Source organism: Actinoplanes philippinensis (assembly GCF_900113015.1).
Classification (GTDB): Bacteria; Actinomycetota; Actinomycetes; order Mycobacteriales; family Micromonosporaceae; genus Actinoplanes; species Actinoplanes philippinensis.
Genome location: NZ_FONV01000001.1, coordinates 725,801 through 744,850, shown reverse-complemented (window position 1 = coordinate 744,850; position 19,050 = coordinate 725,801). Strand labels below are relative to the sequence as shown.

17 protein-coding genes are annotated in these 19,050 nt (G+C 73.4%); 11 read left to right on the top strand and 6 right to left on the bottom strand.

Annotated features, from left to right (window positions below; all coding sequences use genetic code 11):
• Nucleotides 1-267: 267 nt before the first annotated feature.
• On the bottom strand, nt 268-1,074 hold the full coding sequence (locus tag BM290_RS03265) for an alpha/beta fold hydrolase (protein WP_093609696.1): 807 nt from the start codon (nt 1,072-1,074) through the stop codon (nt 268-270).
• Between the two features lie 56 nt (nt 1,075-1,130).
• Between BM290_RS03265 and BM290_RS03260 the strand changes: the two genes are divergently transcribed.
• Both BM290_RS03260 and BM290_RS03255 read left to right on the top strand, forming a co-directional pair.
• Complete coding sequence (locus tag BM290_RS03260) at nt 1,131-1,772, top strand: TetR/AcrR family transcriptional regulator (RefSeq protein ID WP_239143272.1); 642 nt, start codon at nt 1,131-1,133, stop codon at nt 1,770-1,772.
• A gap of 61 nt (nt 1,773-1,833) precedes the next feature.
• A complete protein-coding gene (locus BM290_RS03255; protein ID WP_143133594.1) occupies nt 1,834-2,067 on the top strand; it encodes a hypothetical protein in 234 nt (77 codons plus the stop codon).
• Between the two features lie 113 nt (nt 2,068-2,180).
• On the opposite strand, the gene BM290_RS03250 is transcribed toward BM290_RS03255, so the two are convergent.
• Nucleotides 2,181-3,605: an NAD(P)/FAD-dependent oxidoreductase gene (locus BM290_RS03250; RefSeq protein WP_093609692.1), complete on the bottom strand. Its 1,425-nt coding sequence runs from the start codon at nt 3,603-3,605 to the stop codon at nt 2,181-2,183.
• A 153-nt stretch (nt 3,606-3,758) separates the two neighbouring features.
• Here BM290_RS03250 and BM290_RS03245 point away from each other — a divergent pair, with 153 nt between their 5' ends.
• Nucleotides 3,759-4,463: a TetR/AcrR family transcriptional regulator gene (locus tag BM290_RS03245; protein WP_239143273.1), complete on the top strand. Its 705-nt coding sequence runs from the start codon at nt 3,759-3,761 to the stop codon at nt 4,461-4,463.
• Here BM290_RS03245 and BM290_RS03240 read toward each other — a convergent pair.
• Both BM290_RS03240 and BM290_RS03235 read right to left on the bottom strand, forming a co-directional pair.
• Nucleotides 4,423-5,559 (bottom strand): acyl-CoA dehydrogenase family protein, encoded by a 1,137-nt coding sequence (locus tag BM290_RS03240; protein ID WP_093609690.1) that lies wholly within the window; start codon nt 5,557-5,559, stop codon nt 4,423-4,425. The genes BM290_RS03245 and BM290_RS03240 overlap by 41 nt on opposite strands.
• Nucleotides 5,556-6,239, bottom strand: a complete 684-nt coding sequence (locus tag BM290_RS03235; RefSeq protein ID WP_093609688.1) for a TetR/AcrR family transcriptional regulator — start codon at nt 6,237-6,239, stop codon at nt 5,556-5,558. Before BM290_RS03235 ends, BM290_RS03240 begins: the two co-directional genes overlap by 4 nt.
• A gap of 123 nt (nt 6,240-6,362) precedes the next feature.
• On the opposite strand from BM290_RS03235, the gene BM290_RS03230 reads away from it, so the two are divergent.
• From BM290_RS03230 to BM290_RS03210, 5 genes are all read left to right on the top strand, one after another.
• The gene (locus tag BM290_RS03230; RefSeq protein WP_093609686.1) at nt 6,363-9,347 is read left to right on the top strand and encodes a type II toxin-antitoxin system Rv0910 family toxin; all 2,985 of its coding nucleotides are present in this window, start codon (nt 6,363-6,365) and stop codon (nt 9,345-9,347) included.
• A 2-nt stretch (nt 9,348-9,349) separates the two neighbouring features.
• Complete coding sequence (locus tag BM290_RS03225) at nt 9,350-10,972, top strand: acyl-CoA synthetase (protein ID WP_093609684.1); 1,623 nt, start codon at nt 9,350-9,352, stop codon at nt 10,970-10,972.
• 74 nt (nt 10,973-11,046) lie between these two features.
• Nucleotides 11,047-13,206: a sensor histidine kinase gene (locus tag BM290_RS03220; RefSeq protein ID WP_093609682.1), complete on the top strand. Its 2,160-nt coding sequence runs from the start codon at nt 11,047-11,049 to the stop codon at nt 13,204-13,206.
• Complete coding sequence (locus BM290_RS03215; protein WP_218163273.1) at nt 13,206-13,880, top strand: response regulator; 675 nt, start codon at nt 13,206-13,208, stop codon at nt 13,878-13,880. The genes BM290_RS03220 and BM290_RS03215 overlap by 1 nt, the downstream gene beginning before the upstream one ends.
• A 6-nt stretch (nt 13,881-13,886) precedes the next feature.
• Complete coding sequence (locus BM290_RS03210) at nt 13,887-14,621, top strand: LamG-like jellyroll fold domain-containing protein (RefSeq protein ID WP_093609678.1); 735 nt, start codon at nt 13,887-13,889, stop codon at nt 14,619-14,621.
• A 12-nt stretch (nt 14,622-14,633) separates the two neighbouring features.
• On the opposite strand, the gene BM290_RS03205 is transcribed toward BM290_RS03210, so the two are convergent.
• Nucleotides 14,634-15,215: a TetR/AcrR family transcriptional regulator gene (locus BM290_RS03205; protein ID WP_239143274.1), complete on the bottom strand. Its 582-nt coding sequence runs from the start codon at nt 15,213-15,215 to the stop codon at nt 14,634-14,636.
• A 126-nt stretch (nt 15,216-15,341) separates the two neighbouring features.
• On the opposite strand from BM290_RS03205, the gene BM290_RS03200 reads away from it, so the two are divergent.
• Entirely contained in the window at nt 15,342-16,355 is a 1,014-nt protein-coding gene (locus BM290_RS03200) for a lysylphosphatidylglycerol synthase transmembrane domain-containing protein (RefSeq protein WP_239143275.1), read from the top strand.
• Here the strand turns inward: BM290_RS03200 and BM290_RS03195 are convergent.
• Complete coding sequence (locus tag BM290_RS03195; protein WP_093609938.1) at nt 16,352-16,894, bottom strand: hypothetical protein; 543 nt, start codon at nt 16,892-16,894, stop codon at nt 16,352-16,354. The two genes, BM290_RS03200 and BM290_RS03195, sit on opposite strands and share 4 nt — an antisense overlap.
• Nucleotides 16,895-16,966: 72 nt before the next feature.
• On the opposite strand from BM290_RS03195, the gene BM290_RS03190 reads away from it, so the two are divergent.
• Both BM290_RS03190 and BM290_RS03185 read left to right on the top strand, forming a co-directional pair.
• Nucleotides 16,967-17,533, top strand: coding sequence for an HAD family acid phosphatase (locus BM290_RS03190; RefSeq protein WP_093609676.1), 567 nt, complete (start codon nt 16,967-16,969; stop codon nt 17,531-17,533).
• A 219-nt stretch (nt 17,534-17,752) separates the two neighbouring features.
• Nucleotides 17,753-18,973, top strand: coding sequence for an MFS transporter (locus BM290_RS03185; protein WP_093609674.1), 1,221 nt, complete (start codon nt 17,753-17,755; stop codon nt 18,971-18,973).
• Nucleotides 18,974-19,050 lie beyond the last annotated feature (77 nt).

The window sequence follows — 19,050 nt, the reverse complement described above, 5'->3', positions numbered from 1 at the left end:
CCATCAGGATGACTCCGCCAGGGGTGGGTGCCCTGGCGGAGTCGAGGTCGGCGCCGGCCGCGCGGATCCCGTGCCGCCGGCGCACCGTCGTCGCAGGCGGGGGCGCGAGGTCGGCGCCGGCCGCAGGGATTCCGTGCTGCCGGCGCACCGTCGTCGCAGGCGGGGGGCGCGAGGTCGGCGCCGGCCGCGGGGATCCCGTGCTGCCGGCGCACCGTCGTCGCGGGCGGGGCCGCGGGGAGCGTGGGGAGGCGCGGCCACGGGATCGGCTCAGGGGCGGGCGAAGAACTCGGCGAAGTGCTCGACGAGTCGTGGGGTCGCGCGGGCCAGGCCGTCGTGGTTGCTGCCCGGGACCTCCAGCGTGCGGGCGCCGGGGATCGCCTCGGCCAGCGCACGGTGGATCCTCGGGTAATACGGCGGGCCGCTCGCGCCGCAGACCAGCAACACCTCAGCGGTGATGCCGGACCAGCGGGAGGCCGGTCCGCCGTGTTCGTCGATCGATGCCGACTCGTCGAGCGTCATGGCCACCAGCTCGCCCATCATCCGGCCGATCGGCGTGCGCAGGAACAGCTTGACCATCGCCACCTGCATGCGCATCGGCAGCTTGCTCGCCGCCAGCTGAGGGTTGAGCCCGGCGCCGGTCCGTGCCAGGGCCAGGGGGATGTCGCCGGCCCGCGCGGCCGCCCGCGCGCCGGGCAGCCAGTCGACCGGGAACAGCCCGTCGACCTGGAGCGGGACGTCGTAGACCGCGAGCCGCCGCATCGGCACCTGCTGCCGGGCCGCCTCCATCGCGACGACCGCGCCGCCGCTGTGGCCGAGCACGTCGGTCGCGCCGGTGTGCGCCAGCACCGTGGCCAGGTCGTCGATGTCCTCCTGCATCGAGTAGGGAACGCTGCGCGGCGGGGCGTCGGCCCGGCCCCGGCGGTTGTAGAGGTGGACGGTGAACCGGTCGGCGAGCCTCGACGCCAGCCGCCGGTAGATGTCGATGGTCACGCCGCCGCCGTGCACCACCACGAGATCCGGTCCGCTGCCCGTGGTGTGCAGCGGAATCCTCGCCCCGTCTCTCATCTCGATCATCTCGGTACCTTCCGTCGGTAAACCGCGAACGCTGTTCGCAGTTTACAGTAGTGCACGTGAGCGACGCATCTCCGATCTGGACCCGGCCCGAACGCGGCAGCCGCGGACCGCAGCCGGGACACAGCCGGGACGAGATCGTGGCGGCGGCCGTCGCGCTCGCCGACGCCGACGGGCTGGCCGCGGTCTCGATGCGGGCGGTCGCCGGGGCGCTCGGCACCGGGGCCGGCAGTCTCTACCGCTATCTGTCGTCGCGGGACGATCTGCTCGACCTGATGACCGACCGGGTGATCGGCGAGCTGCGGCCCTATCCCGAGCCGGGGCCGGACCCGATGGACACGCTGCTGGAGCTGGCCGGCCGGCAGCTCGGCCTCTACCGCCGTCACCCCTGGCTGATCGACCTGCTCACCCGGCCCAGCGGGATCGGGCCCGAGGGGCTGGCCTGGTTCGACCACTGCCTGCGGGTCCTCGGGCCGGTGCGGTGCTCCAGCGCCGCCAAGTTCGAGGCGCTGGCGATGATGACCGGGGTCGTCACGCTCTTCGTGCGTCAGGAACGGGCCGCCCCGCCCCCGGCGTTCACCGGGTTCGACCTCACGGCGTACCCCCATCTGATCGCCGCCTTCGGCGACCCGGGCGCGCCCCGCGCCGATCTCTTCGAACGGGCCTTGCGGGGGTTGCTCGGCGCGCTTCTGAGCCAGTGATCCACGCGACCGGAGCGCGACTCGGTGCAGGTCATCGGAGAGCGGTCGGTAGGTTGATCGCATGAGCGATGCAGCCGAAGGGCCGGTGACCGCGGCGCGCGTGGAGTGGACCGGCGCGCGGTACCGGATTCATCTCGTGCGGGGCAGCGGCGGCGGGATCAGCGTCGTCGACGGCGGCGCGCGCCCGGCCGAGGCGATGGCGGCGCTGACCGCGCGCGGGGTGCCGGCGGAGGACGCCGAGCACTGCGTCCGCGAGGTCGAGCCCGGATTCCGGGCGTCCGGCGCGCCCCGGTGACGGTCGTCCCGGCCGATGGGAACAGCCTGGTCACGGCCGGCCCGCCTCGATGAGGAACGGCCCGGTGAGGGCTGAATGCCGGGCCGGCCTCGTCGAGGCCGGCCCGCCGGCGCTCAGGAGTCGAAGGAGAAGCCGAAGGCGTTGGCCGCCTTCAGGATGAAACCGTCGCGGCCGCCGTTGCGGTCCGAGCGGGCGATCGCGTTGCGGATCACCTGCACGGCCGGGTAGAGGACCGGCTCCGGCGGTACGGGAAGCGGCTTCTTCTTGGCCATCTTGACGCGGGTACGCACGGTGTCGCGCCCGTCGAGCAGGTCGAGCATCACGGTCGCCCCGTAGCGGGTGGCGGCCACGCCCAGGCCGGTGAAGCCGCTGCTGTAGGCGACCTTGCCGCCCATGGCCCGCCCCTGGAACGCGGCCAGCTGGGTGCACATGTCGATCATGCCGCCCCAGGCGTGGCTGAACTTCACGTCCCCGAGCTGCGGGAACGTGCGCAGGAAGTGATCGGCGAGCCGGGTGAAGGTCTCCGGGTTCTGGTCGTGCTCGGGCCGGATCGCGCCGCCCTTGTGGTAGACGACGTCGTAGCCGCCCCACAGGATCCGGTTGTCGGCGGTCATCCGGTAGTAGTGGAACTGCCGCGAGGTGTCCGAGATGCCGAAACGCTTCGTCCAGCCGATCGCGGCGACCTGCTCGCCGGTCAGCGGCTCGGTCATCAGCACGTAGTCGTAGACCGGCACGGTCAGCAGGCGGTTGCGTTTGAGCAGCGACGGGAAGCCGTTGGTGGCCAGCGCGACCTTGCCGGCGCGGACGCTGCCGGCCCAGGTCGCCGCCCGTACCGTCGCGCCCTGGTCCTTGATGTCGGTGACCGGGGTGTTCTCGAAGATCCGCACGCCCAGGCGCAGGCAGGCCGCCTTGAGGCCCCAGGCCAGCTTGGCCGGGTGCACCAGCGCGGCGCCCTCGTGCTGCATCAGGCCGGCCCGGTAGAGCGGCGACCTCACCAGCGTGGCGAGCTCGTCGCGCTCGTAGAACGTGGTGCCGTCGGTGATCGCCTCGCGCAGCTCGTCGACCTGGTGCGGCTCGGTGGCGACGGCGAGCACGCCCTCCTTCTGGAACTCGGCGTCGATGCCGTGCCGGGTGAGGGCGGCCTCGAAGCCGGCGAAGTTCTCCGCGGCGAGCGCGTCCAGGATCGGCAGCTCGTCGGCGAAGTGGCGGCGCCCGTTCTCGGTGCCGTGGGTGAGGCTGGCCTCGACGAAACCGCCGTTGCGGCCGCTGGCGGCCCACGCGATCTCGTTGCCCTCGACGAGCACCACGTCGAGCGCCGGGTCGGACTCCTTGGCGATCAGCGCCGTCCACAGCCCGCAGTAGCCACCGCCGACGACCAGCAGGTCCGCGTCGGTGGAGCCGTTCAGCGCCGGCTGGGGGGCCGGCCGACCCGGGTCCTCCAGCCAGAACGGGGTACGGGCGGCGCCGGCCAGGGCCTTGCGGATGCGCTGCTCGTCGGTGCGGATCGCCAGATCGTAAGCGGGGGGTGTGACCGCCATGGTGAGTCCCTTCAACTCTCTCGAGACCTCTCGGGTGTCGGCCCGTGGAGATCTCGTGAACAGATGAAACCGCCCCCCGCACGCTTATGTCAATGCGTTGACATAAGAACCGCCTAAGGTGGTGGGGTGCCTGGAACGGAACGTGTGCGCAGCGTGGGGGCACGACGCCGGAAGACCCGCACCGGCGTCGTGCTGACCGCGGACATGATCGTCGACACAGCCCTCCGCCTGATCGACGCGCCCGGCGGCGACAAGCTGAGCGTCCGCCGGCTCGGCGCCGAGCTGGGCGCCGACCCGACCGCCGTCTACCGCTACTTCCGCGACATGGACGCGCTGCTGCTGGCCCTCGCCGACCGGCTGATCGGTGACGCGTTCGCCGAGTTCGTGCCGCGCGAGCACTGGGCCGACTCGCTGCGTGACCTGGCGGCGTCGCTGCGCCGGTCGATGCGGCTGCACCCGCGGCTGGCGCACCTGCGGGCGATCCGGGTCACCGCGGGGCCGCACGAGATGCGGGTCGTCGACACCGGCATCGGGATCATGCTGAGCGCCGGGTTCGCCCCGGCCGACGCGGTGCGCCACTACCGCGACTTCGTCGACACGGTGCTGGCGGTGGCCGCCGTCGACGCCGCCGAGCTGACCGAGGAGCAGGAGGCGGCCGAGCAGGAGGCGTGGTCCCGGGTCTACACCTCCCTGCCGGCCGACGGTTACCCCAACGTGCACCTGGTCCGCGAGCACCTGCCGTCGATGTACAACTCGGCCTTCCCCGGCACCATCGACAAGCTGATCGACGCCCTGGTGCAGGCCGCCCCGGCCGAGGTCAGTGGTACCCGAACATCTTCGCCGCCAGGTCGGTCATGATCTCGGTGGCGCCGGCCCCGATGCCGAGGATCCGGCTGTCCCGGTAATTGCGCTCCACCTCGGACTCGCGCATGTAGCCCATCCCGCCGTGCAACTGCACGGCCTCGTCGACGACGTGCTTGCAGGCCTCGACCGCGGCGTTCTTGGCCAGGCAGACCTCGCCGATCATCGCCTCGCCGGCGGCGTGCCGCTCGGCCACCCAGCGGGTGTACTGCCGGGAGTGGTCGATCCGCATCCTCATGTCGACCAGCTTGTGCCGGACCACCTGACGGCTGATCAGCGGACGGCCGAACGTCTCCCGGCTCCGCACCTGCTCCAGGGTGAGGTCGAGCGAGCGCTGGGCCACCGAGTACGCATGGACCGCCGCGATGATCCGCTCCGCCACGAACGCCCGGCCGATCAGCGCGAACCCGGAATTCTCCGGGCCGACCAGGTTGGCGGCCGGGACCCGGCAGTCGGCGAACGACAGCTCCGCGGTGTCCGAGCAGAGCCAGCCCATCTTGTCGAGCTTGCGGGACACGGTGAACCCGGGCGTCCCCTTCTCGATCACCAGCATGCTGATCCCGGACGCGCCGGGCCCGCCGGTACGCACCGCGGTCGTCACGAAGTCGGCCCGGATCCCGGAGGTGATGAACATCTTCGCGCCGTTCACCACGTACGCGTCGCCGTCGCGGACCGCCGTGGTGCGCAGTGAGCCCACGTCCGACCCGGCCTCCGGCTCGGTGATGCCGAGCGCTCCGATCATCTCGCCGGCCAGGGTCGGGCGGACGAACCTGTCGATCAGGCTCTCGTCGCCGGACGCGATGATGTGCGGCAGCGCGATCCCGTGCGTGAAGAGCGCGGCGTGCGCCCCGGACGAGCCGCCCGCCTCCAGGAAAGCCTCGGTGGCGACGACCGTGTCGACGCTGTCGCCGCCGTCGCCGCCGAGGTCCTCGGCGAACCCGATCCCGTAGAGGCCGGCCTTCGCCAGGCGGGCGTGCACGTCACGGGGGATCTCGCCGGCCCGCTCCCACTCCGGCAGATGCGGATGGATCTCACGGGCGGTGAACTGCCGCATCGAGTCGGCGAGGGCGAGGCGTTCCAGGGTCAGGGTCATCGGCTCTCCTTCGAGCGGGCGCGGTCGGCGGCGGGGGCGGGGGCGGGTGGATCGCGGCGGGCGCGCTCGACGAGGGTGGCCGGGTCACGGCGGCCGAGCAGGATCGCGGCCGCCCGTTTCCAGCGGCGGATGAGCAGCTCACGACGGCCCAGATCGCCGCTGACGATGCCGGTCATGGCCAGGCCGGTCAGCACCTCGTAGCTGAACTCGACAACGGTCGGGACCCGCGGATCGCCGGGCGAACTCTCGCTGAGCAGCGTGCGGGCCCGGTCGTGCAGGACGGCGAAGATCTCCTTCTCCACCGGCAGCAGCGCGGTGCGCACCTCGGCGTCGGTGCGAGCCGCGTTCCACAACTCGAGCGCCGCCCAGAACAGCGGGGACGAGAAGTGCCGCCAGATGATGTCGATCAGCGCATCGAGCCGGTCGGCGCCGGCCGGGATCGCCGCCAGCTCGGCGGTCAGTGCCTCCACCCGCCGGCCCGCGACGTAGTGCACGGCGCCGACCAGCAGGTCCGCCTTGGTGGGGAAGTGGTGCAGCAGGGTGCCGCGGGGCACGTCGGCGCGGGCCAGGACCTCGGCCGTGGTGGTCTCGGCGTAGCCGCGCTCGACCAGGCACTGCAGCGTGGCCTCCAGGATCCTGCCGCGGGTGGCCTCGCTGCGTTGCGCCTGCGTTCGCTTCACGCCATTTACCGTACGGCCTGACGGTTAGTTGCGTCCATCCAGGTTGTTCTCAGTGATCGGCAGGCTCTTGCCGTGACCCAGGTCACCCCTTTACCGTCACGTCAGACTGTTAGGGGAGCGTCGATGGCCGCTGTTGTCCCACCCCGGCTGCGTGCCGGCCTCGCCGTCGTGCGCGCCGCTGCCGGGAGCCTGCTGAGCCGCGCCCGCCCCGCGCCGCCCGCCCCGCCGGCCGCCGTCGAACCGCCCCGCCGCCTCGCCCACCCGTGCAGCGCGCAGGTGACCGCCATGGCCGGCGCGGACCGGGTGTTCGCGGTGCTCGTGGACCCGGCGCGGATGCCCGACTGGGTCCTCCAGCACGCCGGGTGGATCGGCGGGCCGCCCGCCGCGTTCGCCGAGGGGGAGCGGTTCCGGCAGCGGATCACGCTGATGGGGACGCCGAGCGAGGTCCGCTGGACGGTCACCGGGGTGGTGCCGGGCCGGGCCGTCTGGTTCGAGGGCACGGCGCCGATGGGTGTCGCGGTCGGCTTCTACCTCTCCGTCACCCCGGCCGGCGCGGGGTCGGTGGTGCGGTTCGACGGTGGGGTCGAGGGCGGGCCGGCGGACGGGCCGCTGGGCGCGATGGTCGCCCGCAACCTCGCCGACGCGATGCGCAGATCCCTGGACGAGCTGGCACGGGTGGCGGCGGGCGCGTCGTCCGGGCGTACCGCCGCGGGGTCCGCACCCACGTCTCACCCCACCGCCGCGACCGCCCCGCCACCGCCCGGCCCCAAGCCCGCGCCGATCGTTTTCAGTCGCACCGGTGAGGAGATCGATGCGTGGACCCCGGTGATCGTCGGGGTCGGGCAGGTCTCCGACCGATCCACCGAGCCCGCCGGCGGCGACCCGGTCTCCCTCGCCGTGCGGGCGCTGCGGCTCGCCGCCGGCGACTGCGGGAAGCCGGAGATCCTGCAAAAGGCAGACCTTGCGGGGTACGTCGCCAGCGTCTCGTGGCAATACCCGGACGGCGCCGCGCTGATCGCGAGTGACGTCGGCGCGACCCCGCGGCAGACCGTGCAGACCACGATCTTCGGCGGCGACGGCTCGCTGCGACTGCTCAACGATGTGGCCGCCACGATCGCTTCCGGTCACGCCTCGATCGCTCTGGTCGGTGGCGCCGAGGCTGCCTCGACCGCGGCGGCCGCCGAACGGGCCGGGCGGCCCCTGGACTGGCCGGTGCAGCCGGACGGCGTCGAACCGGGCCGGATCGTCGGCAGCGACGCCCCGGCCAACAACGAGCCGGAGACCGCGGCCGGGCTGGTCGCCCCGATCTACCTCTACGCGCTGATCGAGTCGGCGGTCCGCGCCCGGCTCGGGCTCGGCGCGGCCGATCACCGGGAGCGGATCACCCGGCTCTGGGCCGGCTGCTCCGAGATCGCCGCCGGTAACCCGCACGCCTGGCAGCCGGCCGTGCACACCGCCGCCGAACTCGCCGAGCCGACCGCCGCCAACCGGATGATCTCCGCGCCCTACCCCAAGCTGCTCACCGCGAACGTGCAGGTCAACCAGGGAACCGGCATCATCGTGTGCAGTGCGGCCGCCGCGCGGGAGGCCGGGATCGAGCAGGACCGGTGGGTGTTCCTGCACGCCGGAGCCCACGCCACCGACGAGTGGCACGTCACCGAGCGTGCCGATCTCGCCGCGTCACCCGCGATCCGGGCGATCGGTGCGGCCCTGCTGTCCCACGCCGGCCTGGCCATCGACGACGTGAAGCACCTCGACCTGTACGCGTGCTTTCCCTCGGCGGTGCAGATCGCCGCTCTGGAGCTCGGGGTGCCGATCGACGACCCGGAACGGCCGCTGACCGTGACCGGCGGGCTGACCTTCGCCGGTGGGCCGGGCAACAACTACGCCAGCCACGCGATCGCCAACCTGGTGCCGCTGCTGCGTTCCGACCCGGACAGCTACGGCCTCGCGACCGCCCTCGGCTGGTATCTCACCAAGCACGCCGCGACCCTCCTGTCGGCTCGCCCGCCACGCCCGGGATACCGCGACATCGACGTCGATCACCGGCTGGAGCGGCCGCCCGCCCGCCGGGCCCTCGGCTCCTGGACGGGGCCGGCGGTCCTGGAGGCCTACACCGTCCCCTACGGCCGCGACGGCGTGCCCGAGGCGACGATCATCACCGCGATCACTCCCGACGGCGACCGGGTCGTCCTCCGTCTCACCGACGACCCCTTCCTCCGCGCAGGCGGGGACGCCTCGATCAGCGGCATCTCCGAGATCTCCGGCCTGGTCGGCTGCTGGATCGACCTGGCCGGCACCACCCTCGTCGCCGCCGAGGCAGCCCGGGCCGAGCTGCCGGAGCCGCCCGAGCCGCCGCTGATCGTGGAGTGGCACGGGCCGGTCACCGTCCTCCGGCTCAACCGGCCAGGGGTCCGCAACGCCGTCGACCTGACCACCGCCCGCGCCCTGGAGCGGGCGATCGACGCCTTCGAGGCCGACCCGGACGCCCGGGTGGCGATCCTGACCGGCTCGGACACCGTGTTCAGCGCCGGCATGGACCTCAAGGCAGCGGCCCGCGGCGAGTTCCCGGTGACCGAGGGCCGCGGCCTGCTCGGCATCACCGCCCGGCCGCCGGCCAAGCCCCTGATCGCCGCCGTCGAGGGCGCCGCCCTGGCCGGTGGCTGCGAGCTGGCGCTGGCCGCCGACCTGATCGTGGCCGCGGAGGACGCGGTGTTCGGCATCCCCGAGGTCAAACGCGGCCTGGTCGCCGCGGCCGGCGGGGTGCTCCGGCTCGCCCGGAGCCTGCCCCGCAGCACCGCCCTGGAACTGGCCCTGACCGGTGAGCCGATGCCCGCGCGCCGGCTGCACGAGCTGGGGCTGATCAACCGCGTCACGTCACCGGGCGAAGCGTTCGGCACCGCGCTGCGACTGGCCCGGGACATCGCCGCGAACGCGCCCCTCGCTGTCCTGCTCTCGAAACGCATCGTCGACGAACACCGCGACTGGGGCGCCGCGGAGGCCTTCGACCGTCTCTCCGACATCGCCGGCGAGGTGATCGGCTCGGCGGACGCTCAGGAGGGCATCCGCGCCTACGCCGAGCACCGGACCCCCTCCTGGAAGGGCTGATCGTGAGCACGCTCGAGCACCTGCACGCGGTTCTGCGGATGCACCAGATAGGCATCGTCAACCTCCTGCGACCGGACCGGCTGATCAAGGCGGCCGGCAACAACGCGAGACTCGGCCCCCAGGCGGCCCTCACCGAGAAGGCCGCCAACGAGCACCCGAACCTGCCGGCCCTCACCGACGAGCGGGGCACCTGGACGTACCGGCAGTTCTTCGAGCGGTCGAACGCCCTCGCCCACGCCCTGCGCAAGGTGGACCTGCCGCCGAAGTCGGTGATCGGGGTGCTGGCCCGGGACCACCGCGGCCTGGCGCTGGCGATCACCGGCACCGCCCGCGCGGGCCTGCGCCTGGCCATGCTCAACACCGGCCTGGCCGCCTCCCAGCTGGCCGAGGTGATCACTCGGGAGAACGTCCGGTTCCTGATGTACGACAGCGAGTTCGCCCCCGCCGTCGACCTGCTGCCCGACGACATCCCGCGATACCTGAGCTGGGCCGACGACGACTACGAGCGGCCCGCGGGCGTGCTCACCGTCGAGGAGCTGACCGCCGCCGAGCCGACGACCGTGCCGCTGCCGATCCCGGAGAAGCCGGGCGGCTTCATCATCCTCACGAGCGGCACCACCGGCCTGCCCGAGGGTGCGCCCCGTACCAAGGTGTCGCCGCTGGCCAGCGCCCTGATCGCGGACCGGATCGACTTCCCCCGGCAGGGCACCGCGGTGATCGCGTCGCCGCTGTTCCACAGCACCGGCTTCGGCGCGTGGACGGTCGGGCTGTCGCTGTCCAACCACGCCGTGCTGCTGCGCCGCTTCAACGCCGAGAGCATCCTCGCCGCGATCGCCGAGCACCGGGCGCACATGCTGGTCGCCGTCCCGACCATGCTGAACCGGATTCTCGCCCTCGGCCCGGACGTCATCGCCAAGTACGACATGTCGTCGCTGAAGACCGTGTTCCTGGCCGGGTCGGCGCTCGCACCCGAGCTGAGCACCCGCTTCCAGGACGTCTTCGGTGACGTGCTGTACAACGTGTACGGCTCGACCGAGGTCGCCGTCGCGTCCGTCGCCCAGCCGCACGAGCTGCGCCGATCGCCGGGCACCGTGGGCCGGCCGCCGGTCACCGTGCACGTGGCGCTCTACGACGCCGACGACAAGCCGGTCACCACCGTGGGGGAGAAGGGGCGGATCTTCGTCCGTACCGGCATCCCGTTCGAGGGCTACACCGACGGCCGGCACAAGCAGGTCATCGACGGCCACATGGCCACCGGCGACCAGGGGCACTTCGACGCCGAGGGCCTGCTCTACATCGACGGCCGCGACGACGACATGATCATCTCCGGTGGCGAGAACGTCTACCCGCTCGAGGTGGAGAACCTGCTCGCCGAACGGGACGACGTGATGGACGCCGCGGTGATCGGCGTCGACGACGCGGACTTCGGCACCCGGCTGCGCGCCTTCATCGTGCCGGCCGAGAACGCCGCCCGCGACCCGCAGGAGATCCGCGAGTTCGTCCGCGCCAGCCTGGCCCGCTACAAGGTGCCGCGCGACGTCGTCTTCGTCGACGACCTGCCCCGCAACCCGACCGGCAAGCTGCTGCGCCGGGAGCTGCCGACCGGCCCCCTCGACGGGGCCTGACCTCCGCCGCGTCGCGACCTGCCCCGCCGGGGTCGCAACGTGGCGGCCGCCCGGTCTCGCTACAGTTCCGGGTCATGGCCAGGTGGATGCTTCCCGTGCTGCTCGTCGCGGGTCAACTCCTCTACTGGCCCGGCCTGCCGCTGCTCGACCACGACGGCGTCAGCGTGCCGGCCGCCGTCGTGGTGACCGGCGCCTGCCTGCTCTCCGGTGCGGCCCTGGCCTGGCGGCGGGAGCGGCCGCTGCCCGCGCTCGTCGGGGTGCTCACCGGCAACGTGATCGCGGTCCTCGCAGCGCCCGACCGCCCGCAGTGGGTGGAGACCGGCGACGCCACCGCGATCATGGCGATCTTCGCGATCGTCGCCCTGTTCAGCGTCGCCGTCCACGCCCCGGCCCGGCTGCTGCCCGCCGCTGTCGCCGGCGCGGTCGCCGAGCAGGCCGTCACCTCCGTCGTGCAGGACGGCGAGCCGGGCGTCGACTGGGTCTACCAGGCGCAGGCGGTCGTCGCGTCGCTGGCCCTCTACGGCCTGGTCATCCTCCTCGGCCGCCGGCGGCGCCGCTTCCACGCCGAGCGCGCCGAGGCGGCCCGCCGGCTGGACGCCGCGCGACAGGCCAACCTCGGCGCCGCCGACACCGAGCGCCGCCGCCTCGCCCGCGAGCTGCACGACGTCACCGCACACCACCTGACCTCGATCGTGGTCAACTCGTCGGCGGCCGAGATGCTCGGCGACCAGCGGCCCGAGCTGCGGGCCGAGGCCCTCGACTTCGCGGCGCGCACCGGGCGGGAGACCCTCGACGCGCTGCGCCGGCTGGTCGCGATCCTGCCGGCCACGACGGGACGCGACGACACCCCGTCGCTCGGTGACCTGGCCGACGGCTTCCGGGCGCTCGGGCAGCGGATCACCGTCGAGCTGCCGGACGGCGACCCGCCACCGGAGCGGGCCGCGGCGATCTACGGCATCGTCCGGGAGGCGCTGACGAACACTCTGCGGTACGCGCCGGGTGGTCACGTTCTCGTCCGGTACACCACGACGGAGCTGCTGGTCGAGGACGACGGCGGCGGCGCGGAGGTCACCGGGCTCGGCGGCGGGCGGGGCGTCAGCGGGATGCGGGAGCGGGCACAGTCACTCGGCGGCGACTGCACGGCCGGGCCCCGCGAGGGCGGCGGCTGGCGGGTGCGGGCCGTCCTGCCGGGAGCGGACGGGACCGTGCGGACGGCGTACCCCTGGCTCCGCGGTCCGATCGGGGCCTCCGCCGCGCTCGTCGTCCTCCTGGTGCTGGTGCAGGCGGTGATCATGGTCGCCGACGAGGAGACGCTGCCCCGGACGGCGGCCGCGCTGATCCTGCTCGCCCAGATCGCGCACGCCGTGCCGCTGCTGTGGCGGCGGCGGTCGGCGTGGTGGGCGTTCGCGGCCGTGGTGCTGACCGGGCTGCTCGGCCCGCTGCTGGTCCAGCCCGGCCCGGTGCCCGCCAGGTACGGCTACCTGTTCCTCTTCAGCTGTGTCGTCGACCTCGCGGCCGTTCACGCGGTCGCCGTCCGCGGCGCCCGGCCCGGCCTGACGTGGCTCGCCGTCCCGGCCGGCGCTGGATCGGTCGCGTTCGTGGCGGCCGTGCTGCTGTCGCTCGACGACTCCGACCCCGAGCTGGCCCTGAACGGGATGGCCGAGCGGCTCGCCTTCGTCGCCGTGATGACGCCGCTGATGGCGATCCTGTTCGCCGTTCCGGCGGCGGCCTGCTGGGGCGTCGGGTTCGCCGGGCGCCGCCGCCGGGACCGGATGCGGGCGCGGGAGGCCGACGGGCTCGCATCCGAGCTGGAGCACGCCGCCTTCCACGCCCTGCTGGAGCGCCGCCGGATCGCCGCCGGCCTGCACGAGGACGTGCTGCGCCACGCCGCCGAGGTGCCGGGCGCCGCCGAGCGGGGCGACCTCGCCGGTGTGCTCGGCTCGGCGCGGCGGGCCCTCACCGCCATGCGCGCGCTGCTGGACGGCCTCGGCGGCCGCCCGGAGACGGCCCCCACGGCCGTCCCCACCGCCCCGGCCCCTGCTGTGGCCCCGGCGCCCACTTCGGCCTCGGCCCCCGCGCCTTCCCCCGTCCCGGTCCCTGCTCTGGAGCCGGCCCCCGCGCCGGCTCCCGTCCCGGTCGTTGCCCCCGGCCCGGCGTCCGCGGCTTCCGGCTCGCCGCCGGCTGAGGTGCAGGCTTCCGACGTGCAGGAGGTGCCGTCATCGCGGTCCGAGTGATGGTCGTGGACGACCAGGTGATGGTCCGGGCCGGGCTGGCCGCCATCGTCGGCTCGCAGCCGGATCTCGACGTGGTCGGCGAGGCCGGCGACGGTGCGGCCGCGGTCGAGCTGGCCGCCACCCTGCGGCCGGACGTGATCCTGATGGACATCCGGATGCCGGGCGTGGACGGGCTCACCGCGACCGCCCGCCTCACCGCCGGCCCGAATCCGCCGCGGGTGCTGGTGCTCACCACGTTCCACCACGACGCGTACGTCTTCCAGGCGCTGCGGGCCGGCGCGTCCGGGTTCCTGCTGAAGGACTCCGACCCGGCTGAGCTGGTGGCCGCCGTCCGTACCGTCGCGGCCGGTGACGCCATGCTCAGCCCGGCGGTGACCCGCAGCCTGATCGACGCCTTCGCCGCGGGCACGGTCGCCGCCGCGCCGGAGGCGGATCCCCGCATCGACGCGCTCACCCCACGCGAGCGGGACGTGCTGATCGCGATCGCGCAGGGCCTGTCCAACGCGGAGATCGGCGCCCGGCTCGGCATCACCACCGGCACGGTGAAGGTGCACGTCAACGCCCTGCTCGGCAAGATCGGCGCACGCGACCGGGTGCAGGCGACCATCGTGGCGTACGACACCGGCCTGGTCAGCCCCGGTCCCCGACACCCGGGTGGCGCCGCCGGCGTTTGACCGGGTGTGAGGTTCTTCCGCCGGTTCCTGGTGACCGCCCTGCTGATCGCCCTGTCGACCGCCGTGGCGGTGACCGTGCGCCGGCCCGGCCGTACGGTCCCCGCGGTGTGGATGGTGCCGAGCGGGCCGCCCGCGGTGACGATCGCCCGGTACGGCTTCGAGGGCGCGCAGCCGTGGGGCGACCTCACGCCGTTCACCCGTAACGGCGCCCAGGCCCGCCGGATCCCGCACGGTGACGGGGTGGCCGTCCGGTTCCCCGCCCCGTGCCATCGGGAGCCCTGCCGGCGGATGATCCTGCGGGCGCTGAGCCGGCCGGCGCTCAACCCGGGCCGGGCGCTGTTCAGTTTCGGCGCGACCGTGCGCCTGTCCCCGCGCGACACCACCGACGGCCAGAACGTGCTGCAGAAGGGCTACGCGGCCGAGGGCAGCCAGTACAAGCTGCAGATCGACGGCCTCGCCGGGCACCCCAGCTGCGTGCTGGTCGGCGAGGACTCCCGGGCCATCCACGTGGCCGTCGCCGACGTGGGGGTGGCCGACGGCGCGTGGCACACGATCGGCTGCCGCCGCGGCCGGGACACCCTGACCATCCTGGTCGACGGGGCGCCACGGGCCGCCGCCGGGATCCCGGCGGCGCTGCGCATCGACAACGCCATGTCACTCAACCTCGGCGGCAAGAGCGCCCACGGCGACAACGACCAGTTCCACGGGGCGCTCGACGACGTCTGGATCACCAAGCCCTGACCGGCTTCTGCGTCAGGGCTTGCTCATCAGGGCGTCGACGAGGTCCCGCAACGGCGCCACCAGATCCTCGGCGGTGGCCGAGGCCAACGGCTCCAACCCCGATTTGGTACGCAGAAGCGCGATCCCGGTCGCGGCGGCCAGCACGATCTGGGCCCGCAGCAGCATGGTCTCGTCGTCCTCGGGCCACCCGGCGGCCACGGCGAGCCGCTGACCGTAGGACCGCAGCAGGTCGAGCCGGATCCGGTCGGCGGCCTCGTCGCCGGACGAGCGCAGCAGCAGCACGAGGTGGTGGGGGAGGCCCTCGGTGCACGGGCCGGCGATCTGCCGGGCGATCGCCTCCGGGGTGCGGCTCAGCGGGGTGTCGCCGGTGGTGCGCCGGATCTCGTCGACGCTGCTGGTCAGGCAGGCCTCGAAGAGACCCTCCTTGGATTTGAAGTACCGGCTGATCAGCGCCACGTTGACACCCGCGTCGTCGGCGATGTCGCGCACCGTCGTCGCGGCATAACCATCCCGTGTGAACCGCTGCAGGGCCGCCTCCAGCAACAACTGCCGGGTCTTGGTGGCATCCCTGCGGCGCGGTGTAGTCGCTGCCACAGCCCTCCTTCCGCTCTGTTGTGCCAGCTTATCCGGCGTGTGGATGTGACGTAAACGTCTGTTGACCGAATATGCCGTACGCCGGTACGGTTTTTAAGTCAACATTTGTTTACCAGGGGATCGCGCATGACCACCGTCGCCGCCGAGTCACCGCGCCGGATGCGCTGGGCCGTCACGGCGATCGTCGCCGGTGTCCTCGCCGCCGAGCTCGTCCTCGGCTGGGAGCCCCTCGCCGACGCCGTCGCCAAGCTGCGCACACCCCACCTCGGCTGGCTGGCCGCCGCGCTGCTCGTCGAGACCGCCGCCATGCAGGCCTACGCGCGGATGCAGCTGCACCTGCTGCGCTCGGCCGGGGTCCGGGTCCCGCTGCGGCGGCACGTGGCTCTCGCCTACGCCGCCCACTCGCTCAGCGTCACCCTGCCCGGCGGGCCGGCGTTCTCCACCGCCTTCAACTACCGCCAGATGCGCCGCTTCGGGGCCTCACCCGCGGTGGCGTCCTGGTGCATCGCGCTCTCCGGCATCCTGTCCGCGGCGGCGCTCGCCGCCATCACCGCGTTCAGCGCCGTCACCGCGAACGGCGCTCCCGACTGGCACACCTTCGCCGGCCTCGCCGTCGCCACCCTGCTCGCCACCATCGGCGTCCGCCGGCTCACCAGGCGCCCGAGCAGCCTCACCGCCGTCACCCGGCCGGTGCTGGTGCTGGTCAACCGGCTCCGGCGCCGGCCCGCCGACCACGGGCAGGATCGGGTGCAGGGCTTCCTCGAACAGTTGCGCGCCGCCCGGCTCACCCCCGGCCACGGCGCCGCCGCCGTCGTCTTCGCCCTGCTCAACTGGCTGCTGGACGCGGCCTGCCTGTGGTTCTGCTGCATCGCCGTCGGCGGCGGCACGATCAGCGCCGGGCAGCTGCTGCTCGCCTTCTGCGCGGGCATGGCCGCCGGGACGATCACCATCGTCCCCGGCGGCCTCGGCATCATCGACGGCGCCCTGATCCTCGGCCTGATCGCCGGCGGCATCGGCACCGAGATCGCGATCGCGGTCGTCGTCCTCTACCGCCTGATCACCCTGGGCTTCATCATCGGCGTCGGCTGGCTCTCCTACCTGGCGATCCGCCCGTCCGACCCCGCCGGCCGGCGTTCCTAGACGAAGTCGCGGTACTTCAGCTTCGCCCGGCGGCCGTCCGGGTGGTGCCAGACGATGCCCTCCTGCTTCGGGTGCGCGAGCAGCCACGCACGGAGTCCGTCCAGGTCGCGAGGGACGTCCAGGCGCTCGGCGTCCGCGTGGGCGACGAGCGCGTGTCCCCGTACCTCCTCGGGATTGCCGTTGATCTTCTCCCCGATGAGCTCGTAGGTGCCGGGCCGCCGCGCCTGCGGCGACCCGCCGACCGCCTCGGCGTGGTAGCGGGCATAGCTGGACTGCTCGATCGGCTCCCAGCCGACGGTCTTGCCGGTGTTCTCGTCGGTCATCACCGGCCGGTAGCCGGGCGGCCGCGTGCGCCCCGGCCGGACCTCGCGCCGCGCCCACCAGACACCGTCCTCGTCGAGCAGCACGCAGGTGCCGTCGTATTTGCGGGTAGCGATCCCCTCGCCGTCGAGGACCCACTGGCAGACGGGGTTGGCCTCGGGCAGCACGCGCTTGCGGTCGTTCGGGTCGCGCTGGAACAGCGTGGGAATCTTCTCCATGAACGTCATCTTCGCAGCGAGACAAAACGGATTTCAGTTCCCGTTCATCTATGATCATCGATAATGTGGCGCATGCGAACCCTCTCCCTCCGCATCCTGGTGACCACCGTCGCCGCCGCAGTGGCCACCGGAGCCGCCGCCACCCCGGCCGGCGCCGCAGCACTGCCGTCCCGCGCCACCTGGCTCGCCGACGTCCAGGCCGTCACCGACCAGGCCGCCGCCTACCTCGACACCCGGCTCCCCGCCACCGGCATCAAAGCGGCGATCGTCCTCGACATCGACAACACCGCGCTGCAGAGCAGATACAAGCCGTACGACGCCACCCCCAGCGTCCTCGCCCTCGCCCGCCAGGCCCGCGCCGACGGAGCGTCGGTGTTCTTCATCACCGCCCGCCCGGAGATCATCGAAGCCGCCACCGAACTCAACCTGAGCATCGTCGGATATCAGTGGACCGACCTCTACACCCGGCCCACCTTCGACTTCTCCGACAACCAGACCCTCAAGACCAAGGCCCGCACCGACATCGAGAAACGCGGCTACACCATCGTCGCCAACGTCGGTAACAGCGCCACCGACCTCGGCGGCGGGCACGCCGAACGCACCTTCAAACTGCCGGACTACGACGGCCAGCTGGACTAACCCCCGGCTCGGGCCCGGCGGAGGTCCCCCGCCGGGCCCGAGCGCCCCTCGCTCGGCCGTTACATTTTCCCGTTATGGTGCGCGGGTGACCTTCCGTCCCGGTGTCCCCGCAGCCTGCGGCTCCGGCTTTCCGGCGGCCTGCGTGTCCGCGGCCCGCGGCTCCGGTGCCGGCGCGGCGCCCGGTTCCGGGCAGCCTGTGGCTTTCGTCCGGGCGCGTCCGTGACCGAGGCCGCCGCCCAGGGGCAGACGTTGCGTCAGCTCGGCCCCACCGTCTACCTGCCGTCAGCGGTCTACTCCACCGGCATCGGCGCGGTCGCCCCGGTGATCGTCCTGACCGCGACCGGCCTCGGCGCCTCCCCGGCCGCCGCGGCCGTGGTGGCAGGCCTGCTCGGGCTGGGCCAGATCAGCGGTTCCCTCCCGGCCGGCATGCTGATCTCCCGGGCCGGCGAGCGCCGCACCATGCTCACCGCGTCCGCCTTCGCCGTACCCGCACTCCTGGCCTGCATGTTCGCCCCCAGCATCCTGCTGCTGGGCGCCGCCGTGGCGCTCCTCGGCGTGTGCGGTTCGGCCTGGTCGCTGTCCCGGCACGCCTACCTGACCGAGGCCGTCCGCCCCGAGTTGCGCGCCCGAGCCATGTCCACCCTCGGCGGCGTGGGCCGGATCGGCACGTTCACCGGCCCGTTCCTCGGCGCCGCCGCCATGCACGCGGCCGGCCTCGACGGCGCCTACCTGGTGGCGATCGCCGGCGTGGGCCTCGCCACCGCCGTGCTGATCTTCCTGCCCCCGGTCCCGCACGATCGAGCCGTCCCACCCGGCGCCGAACGCCCCACCCTCCGCCAGGTCCTCCGCGCCAACCAGCGCACCCTCCGCACCCTGGGCCTGGCCGTCCTGCTGGTCGGCGCGCTCCGGGCCTCCCGCCAGACGATCCTGCCGCTGTGGGGCGTCGCCCTGGACCTGTCCCCGGCCACCATCGGCCTGATCTACGGCGTCTCCGGCGGCATCGACATGCTGCTGTTCTACCCCGCCGGCAAACTCATGGACCGCTACGGCCGCCGAGCCGCCGCCGTACCCGCGATGGCCCTCCTCGGCATCGCCCACGCCCTCCTGCCGCTGGCCGGCGGCGTCACCGGCCTGACCGCTGTCGCGCTGCTCATGGGCGTCGGCAACGGCCTCAGCGCCGGCCTGGTGATGACCCTCGGCGCCGACGCGTCACCGTCCGCCGGCCGAGCCGAGTTCCTCGGCGCCTGGCGCCTCTGCTCCGACGTCGGCCAGGGCGGCGGCCCGCTCCTGATCGGCGCCATCACCGCCGCCGCGAGCCTCGCCACGGCGGCCGTCACCGTCGGTGGTTCCGGTCTCCTGGCCGCCTACCTGCTGCATCGTTGGATAAAACCCATGCGCGGTACGGCTGACCCCGCCCCGCCTTCCCACCCCGTCCGGTAGCTCCCCCGCGACGCCCGTTTCCCCTCCCGGCCCCGGCGCGCCCGCCGGGCGCCGGCCACCCATTCCAGTCAGTCCCG

Bases quoted from the DNA above. Each gene is read 5' to 3' on its own strand.
- BM290_RS03230 (WP_093609686.1), top strand. From the start codon at position 6,363: ATGGCCGCTGTTGTCCCACCCCGGCTGCGTGCCGGCCTCGCCGTCGTG.
- BM290_RS03215 (WP_218163273.1), top strand. From the start codon at position 13,206: ATGGTCGTGGACGACCAGGTGATGGTCCGGGCCGGGCTGGCCGCCATC.
- BM290_RS03240 (WP_093609690.1), bottom strand. From the start codon at position 5,559: ATGACCCTGACCCTGGAACGCCTCGCCCTCGCCGACTCGATGCGGCAG.
- BM290_RS03190 (WP_093609676.1), top strand. From the start codon at position 16,967: ATGCGAACCCTCTCCCTCCGCATCCTGGTGACCACCGTCGCCGCCGCA.
- BM290_RS03200 (WP_239143275.1), top strand. From the start codon at position 15,342: ATGACCACCGTCGCCGCCGAGTCACCGCGCCGGATGCGCTGGGCCGTC.
- BM290_RS03255 (WP_143133594.1), top strand. From the start codon at position 1,834: ATGAGCGATGCAGCCGAAGGGCCGGTGACCGCGGCGCGCGTGGAGTGG.
- BM290_RS03250 (WP_093609692.1), bottom strand. From the start codon at position 3,605: ATGGCGGTCACACCCCCCGCTTACGATCTGGCGATCCGCACCGACGAG.
- BM290_RS03195 (WP_093609938.1), bottom strand. From the start codon at position 16,894: ATGGAGAAGATTCCCACGCTGTTCCAGCGCGACCCGAACGACCGCAAG.
- BM290_RS03220 (WP_093609682.1), top strand. From the start codon at position 11,047: ATGGCCAGGTGGATGCTTCCCGTGCTGCTCGTCGCGGGTCAACTCCTC.
- BM290_RS03265 (WP_093609696.1), bottom strand. From the start codon at position 1,074: ATGATCGAGATGAGAGACGGGGCGAGGATTCCGCTGCACACCACGGGC.